The sequence below is a fragment of the Curtobacterium flaccumfaciens genome (genome assembly GCF_018598405.1).
Taxonomy (GTDB): domain Bacteria; phylum Actinomycetota; class Actinomycetes; order Actinomycetales; family Microbacteriaceae; genus Curtobacterium; species Curtobacterium aurantiacum.
Genome location: NZ_JAHEWS010000053.1, coordinates 1 through 6,603 on the forward strand (window position 1 = coordinate 1; position 6,603 = coordinate 6,603).

The following is a 6,603-nucleotide window of genomic DNA, read 5'->3' on the forward strand; positions in this document are numbered from 1 at the left end:
CTCGACCTGCTCCGACCGATCTACGCGCAGACCGCGACCTACGGCCACTTCGGCCGCGAGCTCCCCGGGTTCACGTGAAAGCAGCTCGACCGTGTCGAGGAACTCCGCGCCGCCGCAGGACTTGCCACCATCGGGTCGAGCAATGTCTGAATAAGAAAGGCACGTAGTGCCGATATGACGAGAAGCCGGGGCGCAAGCCCAAAGCAGCGCCGCTCCGAAGAGATTCAACCGGTGCCGTCCATTGATGTCGGGAGAGGAGCACGCCGGCACCGGCCGAAAATTCTCGCGTGCGGCAGTGGCGACGGCTTGCGGCCCGGAACCTCGTCCGTACAATCGCCGAAGGCTTCCCGGGCAAACAACGAACCCCTTGGGGTTCGACAAGCACTGGCCGGCTTGTCGGCTCCCCTCAGACAAGATCAGCCCGCCAAAGGCGGCCCGCTCAGACTAGAACAGACCGCCGCCGGCGGTCCGTTGAGATCCTGCGTGCTCGGGGAGCTCGCCGACGCGCAGAGACCGGCGAACGTGAAACAGCCCCGGCCCTGCGGAGGGGTGCAGGGCCGGAGCCAGCTACAGCTCGAGCGAATTTGGGGGCTGCTCGAACTGCAGCGCCCAAAGCCACTGGGGGGAATGGCCGGACGCAGACCACCACGGTACGCACGGCTCACGACACCGGCAACCGTGCCGGCTATGACGTCGCTGAGACCTCCATGCGGTGCTTCACAGCCGCCCGCCACACCCACGCAGCGGTCGCGCCTGGCCACTCCCCCACGCGATCACCACCACGTCACACGTTTCGGCGATTGCGTTCGCTTCAATGCGGCAATCGACACCTCGGTGGGTGCCGATCCACGCGCGCACAGGTGCCGCCGGTACGAGGTCGCGCACCGGACCGCCCCGAGCGTCTGCAGGCAACGGCACTGCTTCCTCGGGCACCCACCAGTCGCGCCGGCGTTGAACCCCTTCTGGCCCCCACGCTCACTTGACCGGCGGTGTTGAATCGCGCTGGGCCGCCTTGATTCATCAGTCGCGCCGCGGAGCGTACGCATCTGGAGCTGTTGCACGTAAGGCGCACGGGTCAGGTGCCACACGACGTCTAGTCGCTGGCGGCCCGTCGGAGCATCAGTCGGACCCGGGTCCTACTTGAGCTGAACGTTGGGGCGGAACGGGGTGAAGCCGTGCGGCGTCTTGATCGGGACTGCTGCAGCTTTCGTTGACTCGTCCGTTTAGGCCGCGAGTCCGACCTGTGGGTTGATGATTGCTTCGTACTCGATGGGCGTCAACTTCCCGAGGCCCCGCTGTCGACGCTTCCGGTGGTAGGTCCCCTCGATCCAGTGCACGATCGCGACGCGCAGCTGCTCCCTGCTCGCCCACCGGCGCCGGTTCAGGACGTTCTTCTGCAGGAGCGCGAAGAAGGACTCCATCGCCGCGTTGTCGGCGCACGCGCCGACCCGACCCATCGAGCCGAGCAGTCCTGCGTCGCTGAGCGCGCGGACGAATCGCTTGGAACGAAACTGACTGCCCCTATCGGAATGAACCACTGTTCCGATCGGATTCCGTCGAGAGATCGCCCGTCTGCAGCGCCGCGACGGCGAGCGAGGAACGCATCCGAGAGCCGATGGAGTACCCCACGATGCGTCGGGAGCAAGCGTCTTTCACGGCGCAGAGGTACAGCTTGCCCTCGCTCGTGTTGTGTTCGGTGATGTCGGTCAGCCACAGCTTGTCGATGTCCGGCGCTGTGAACGCACGCTGCACCCGGTCGTCGTGCACGGGTGGTCCCGCCTTCCGGTTCAGACCCCGCTTCTTCGCGTGCAGAGACCAGAGTCGCTGCTGTGAGCACAGGCGCCAGACGCGCCGTTCCGACACGAGGTGGCCGGCTGCGGCGAGATCGTCGGCGATGAACCGGTACCCGAACGTCGGGTCGTCCCGGTGCGCGTCGACGGCGGCGTTGGTCAGGTGGGCGTTCACCCAATCGCGTCTACTTACGGGGTCTTTCCGCCAGGCATAGAACGCCTGCTTTGTGAAGCCCAGCACCCGGCAGGTCACCGTGACCGGGATCCGGTCGGCGGCGAGTTCGAGGACCAGCGGGTACATCATTTTGGGAGGTGCGCTTGCGAGAGATAGGCGGCCGCTCGGCGCAGGATCTCGTTCTCCTGCTCAAGCAGCCGGTTCCGTTTCCGCAGTTCTCGAAGCTCCGCGTTCTCTACGGTCGTGACGCCGGGCTTGACGCCGTCGTCGACGTCCGCGCGGCGCAACCAGTTCGCCACGGTTCCTTCGGAGATCCCAAAGTCCTTCGCGACCTGCGTCAACGGGATCTCCCCGCGACGAGCGACCGCGACCACGTCGCGTCGGAACTCCTCCGGATAGGGCCTGGGCATGATCGACATCCTTCCAGCGAGGAGCACGTCCTCACAGGTCAGGAGTCAACCGAACCTGCAGCAGTCCCATCCGCTAACAGCAGGGCAGTTGCGATTGGGGGTTGGGCTGAGCTCTGAGGGGTGGCGGGAAGGCGAAGGTGCTCTTGCAGTAACGAATCACGAGAACGACGCGCCGGCGGTGAATCAGTGCGACCACCTGCTGTCGCTGATGCTCGCCGCGGTAGACAGAACGTTCTAACGCGCCTATGGTGGCTTCGCCAGACGGCCGTCTGGCGAAGCTCTGTGCGCTCGTGTACTGCGCGAGCACCCGCTACGAAACTTTGGAGTGATCTGTGCGACTCACGAAGATCCCGGTTGTCCTGCTGGCCCTCGCATCTGCGGTGAGCCTGATTTCCGGGGCTACGGCGGCAAGCAGTTCGCCGAACGCAAAGATCCCGATTTTCGACAAGGACAGTTATCTCTTCAACAACAAGTGGGGCGGAAACTCCGGCCTTCAGACCATTCGCGACCAGAACGGTGAGGGACACCTCGAATGGGCCTGGGGTAACTCGGCCACCAGCGTCCAGGGGTACCCGTCGGTCGTCCGCGGGTGGCACTGGGACACCCCGGGGTTCAAGACCCACACCCTCCCAATCGCCGTTACCAGCCCGAAGGCCTGCTCATTGCGGAGCACGCTGAAGTACAAGCTCAAGGCCTCTGGTGCCTACGACGCCGCCTACGACCTGTGGACTGCCACGGGCCGGAACCTGTCCTGGCAAACGAAGCCGTCGCTCGAGGTTATGGTCTGGGGTGAGCACGAGCGTGTGAACCCTGCCGGGTCGCCCACGGGCACGGCTACCATCGGAGGTCACAACTGGACCGTCTGGCGCGGAACCGGACCCTTTGGTGGTCCCGTGGTTTCCTTCGTCGCCGGGTCCGGTGCCCTGCACGGATCGCTCAACCTCATGCAGTTTGTGCGCACCGCCGCCGGACCCGACGCTGATCCGAACCTCCGGTTGATCAGTACGGAGTTCGGCGTCGAAGTGACACAGGGAAGCGGATCCGCGACGGTCCAGAAGTGGACGCAGCAGCGCTCGAGGAGCTGCAAGTGACCCGGGCGACGCGGGTCATCAGCACGGCACTCGGTGCCGCGTTGGTGGCGACCGCAGCGCTCGGCATCGCTCCGGCGCAACGCGACGCCCCGGCGCATGCATCTTCAGTGGCGCCGACGCCTGCCGCAGGGGCCGTCAAAGTGTCGTCCGGATTCGCGACCCACTACGACTTCGGACCGGGCGGCGGCACCACCAACGGCAACTGCTCGTTCCCGGCGCTTCCGCAGGGCGAGCTCTACGTCGCCGTTGGCCCCGACAAGTACCAGCACGGCGCCGGATGCGGGACGTTCCTCGACGTTACGGGGCCGAAAGGCAAGGTCCGTGTGGTCGTGATGGACCAGTGCCACGAGTGCGGCGCCACCCACCTCGACCTCAGCGACTCCGCGTTCCGGAAAATCGGAAACTACAACGCCGGCAAGATCCCGGTGCGGTTCAAGGCAGTCAAGAACCCGGCCGTCCCTCCCATCGCGCTCCATTTCAAGGACGGCTCCTCCGCGTACTGGTTGGCGCTGCAGATCATCAACAACGGCAACGCAATCCGCTCGGTCACGATCAGCAAAAACGGTCGGAGCCAGACATTGACCCGGACCGAGTACGGCTACTGGATCGCCCCCCGGGGAGCCGGCAAGGGACCATACTCAATCAAGATCAGGGACGCGCTCGGGCACAGCGTGACGATCCGGAACGTTCCGCTAAAACCAGGAAAGGTCCAGCAGACGAAGACCCGCCTCTACAACTGAAACAACACCCATGGCGTCCCACTGCACCAAGTGGGGCTGCCGACGGTTTATCTGACTCGTCGGTTTCAACTGCGAGTGCGACCGCGGGCTTCGCTTGTTGCTTGATGGGTGTCAACCTCGGCGGTGGTGTGCTCGGTAAAGTCCGTCGACCACACCCGTTTCAGGTCAGGTGCGGTGAACGTCCGACGGCCCCAGTTGTCATGCGCCGGCGGTCTGGCCTTCCCGGTCACACGGCGTTTCTTGGCCTGTATCGAGCACTATCTCTGGCAGGACGAATATATTATCGCAGCCACTGGTATTCGTACTCTGGCCTTCCCGGCCCGGCGTATCGCACGTCCCTCTCGACTTGACCGGAGGTGATGAGGTACTCCAAGTAGCGTCGCGCTGTCACGCGCGATATACCCGTCGCCGCTGCCACCTCACTCGCGGACGCACCACAAGGCGATCCAATGAGGACGGTTTGGATCAGCTCAAGCGTCTCGCGGGCGATGCCTTTGGTGAGCTCGGCTGGCATCGCCGGTCGAAGGGCGCTCAGACGCTTGTCGATGTCCGCCTGGGTCAGTGACCGACGGTCCTCGAAACCGCTGCGGAAGTCGCGGTACGTGGTGAGCCGTTCCGCGAACGTGCGGTAGCTAAAGGGCTTGACGAGGTACTGAACGATCCCGAGCGCGATCGCGTTCCTCACACCACGTGCGTCGTGCGCTGCTGTTACCGCGATCACGTCGACTGCGGACCCGGCGGCCCGCAGCTCACGGACGAGTTCGAGGCCGTGGGCATCGGGCAGGTTGAAGTCCAGCAAGACGAGGTCTGGCCGTTCGGCAGCGACGGCGGCCAGCATGGCACGGCCGTTAGCCGCCGAACCGACGACCGTGAAGCCCTCGAGGCGGCTCACGTACGCGGCGTGCGCTTCCGCGGTGAGCGGTTCGTCCTCGACGATGAGGACACGGACGTCGCCGGTCACACCGTCCCCCGACCCGGTGCCAGATCGACCGTGAATGTGCTGCCCTCGGGTCCGGTCGTGACGGTGATGTCGCCGCCGTTCCGCGCGACGATGGAGCGGACGAGGTCGAGTCCGACTCCCCGCCCCTCCGGGCCCGACGGCTTCGTCGACCAGCCCCGCTCGTAGGCGACGTCGACGTCCGGGATGCCAGCACCGTTGTCTCGAACAACGAAGTGGGTGTGCCCGCCGGTGGCGGTCACGACCACGTCGACGGACGGATCGCGGCCGACCCCGTCTCCCGTGACCGCGTCGACGGCGTTGTCGATGAGGTTGCCGACGACGGTGATGACGTCGCCGGCCGGGACTGGCACCGGACCTCGGAGGCCGGATGTGTCGATCGTGAGCGTGACGCCGCGCTCGTGTGCTTGGGCTCGTTTGCCGTTCAGGACGGCGATGATCACCTCGGCGGTGACGGCCCCGCTGTCGTCGGCTGCACCACGTTCGCCGACGCCCGCGTGCCGGTCGATCTCGTCCGAGGCGAGCCGGATCGCCTGGTCCACATGCCCGAGCTCCATGAGCGCGACTACCGTGTGCAGGCGGTTGGCGAACTCGTGGGTCTGTGATCGCAATGCATCGGTGAGCGTCCGTGTGGCCGCGAGTTCGCCGGACAGGTGCTGGAGTTCGGTCTGGTCGCGGATCGTCGCTACCGTGCCGAGGGGCTTCGCCGATGCCCGCGAGAACGCGATCTCCTGGTTGACGACGAGCGCCCGGTCGGCACTCACGTACGTCTCGTCCACGGCTCGGTCGCCCGACGCGAACAGTGCCCGCAGCTCGTCCGACACGTCGAGCTCCTCTAGCGGGATCGGCTCCTGGCGTTCGGTCGGTGCGGGGAGGTTCAGCAGTTCCGCGGCTCGGTCGTTGTGCAGCACGACCGACGCCGACCGGTCGATGACGACGAGCCCCTCATGGATGGAGTGCAGCACGCCCTCGTAGGAGGCGAACACCCGTGCGAGCTCCTCGGGACCGCGCCCAGCGGTGACGCGGTCGAGGTAGCGGCTGAGCAACCACGAGAACAGCGCCGACACCGTGACGATCGACAGGGCCAGCGCGATGACCGACGCGAGCCGGGGCAGCAACGCGCTCGATAGGTTCGCGACCGTCACGCCCGCTGCCACCAGGCCGACGACCCTGCCTTCACCGTCTTCGATGGGGGTCACGGCGCGCACCGAAGGTCCGAGCGTGCCGGCGAAGGTCTCCGTGAACGTCCTGCCCTGCAGTGCCGGCGCGATCGTCCCGCGGAACGGCTGCCCGATCTCGGAGCGGTCCGGGTGGGTCCACCGCGTCCGATCCGGCGCCATGATGGTGATGAAGTCGATGTGCGTGCGGCGCATCAGATCGAGGGCGTACGGCTCGAGCCGTCTCGCAGGATCACTGCTCGTCGCCTGTTCGCGCACGAA

4 protein-coding genes and 1 pseudogene are annotated in these 6,603 nt (G+C 66.0%); 2 read left to right on the plus strand and 3 right to left on the minus strand.

From position 1 onward, the window contains the following. Positions 1 to 1,223: 1,223 nt before the first annotated feature. Positions 1,224 to 2,375: pseudogene (locus KK097_RS17640) on the minus strand (IS3 family transposase). A gap of 332 nt (positions 2,376 to 2,707) precedes the next feature. Between KK097_RS17640 and KK097_RS17645 the strand changes: the two are divergent. Continuing rightward, entirely contained in the window at positions 2,708 to 3,466 is a 759-nt protein-coding gene (locus tag KK097_RS17645) for a GH12 family glycosyl hydrolase domain-containing protein (RefSeq protein WP_128781699.1), read from the plus strand. Continuing rightward, positions 3,433 to 4,206, plus strand: a complete 774-nt coding sequence (locus tag KK097_RS18515) for an expansin EXLX1 family cellulose-binding protein (RefSeq protein ID WP_128781700.1) — start codon at positions 3,433 to 3,435, stop codon at positions 4,204 to 4,206. The genes KK097_RS17645 and KK097_RS18515 overlap by 34 nt, the downstream gene beginning before the upstream one ends. A 280-nt stretch (positions 4,207 to 4,486) precedes the next feature. Here the strand turns inward: KK097_RS18515 and KK097_RS17655 are convergent, their stop codons facing one another. Then, the gene (locus tag KK097_RS17655; RefSeq protein ID WP_128781701.1) at positions 4,487 to 5,167 is read right to left on the minus strand and encodes a response regulator; all 681 of its coding nucleotides are present in this window, start codon (positions 5,165 to 5,167) and stop codon (positions 4,487 to 4,489) included. Continuing rightward, positions 5,164 to 6,603, minus strand: a 1,440-nt coding sequence (locus KK097_RS17660) for a sensor histidine kinase (RefSeq protein ID WP_214531718.1), incomplete at its 5' end; no start/stop codon positions are given. The genes KK097_RS17655 and KK097_RS17660, both read right to left, overlap by 4 nt.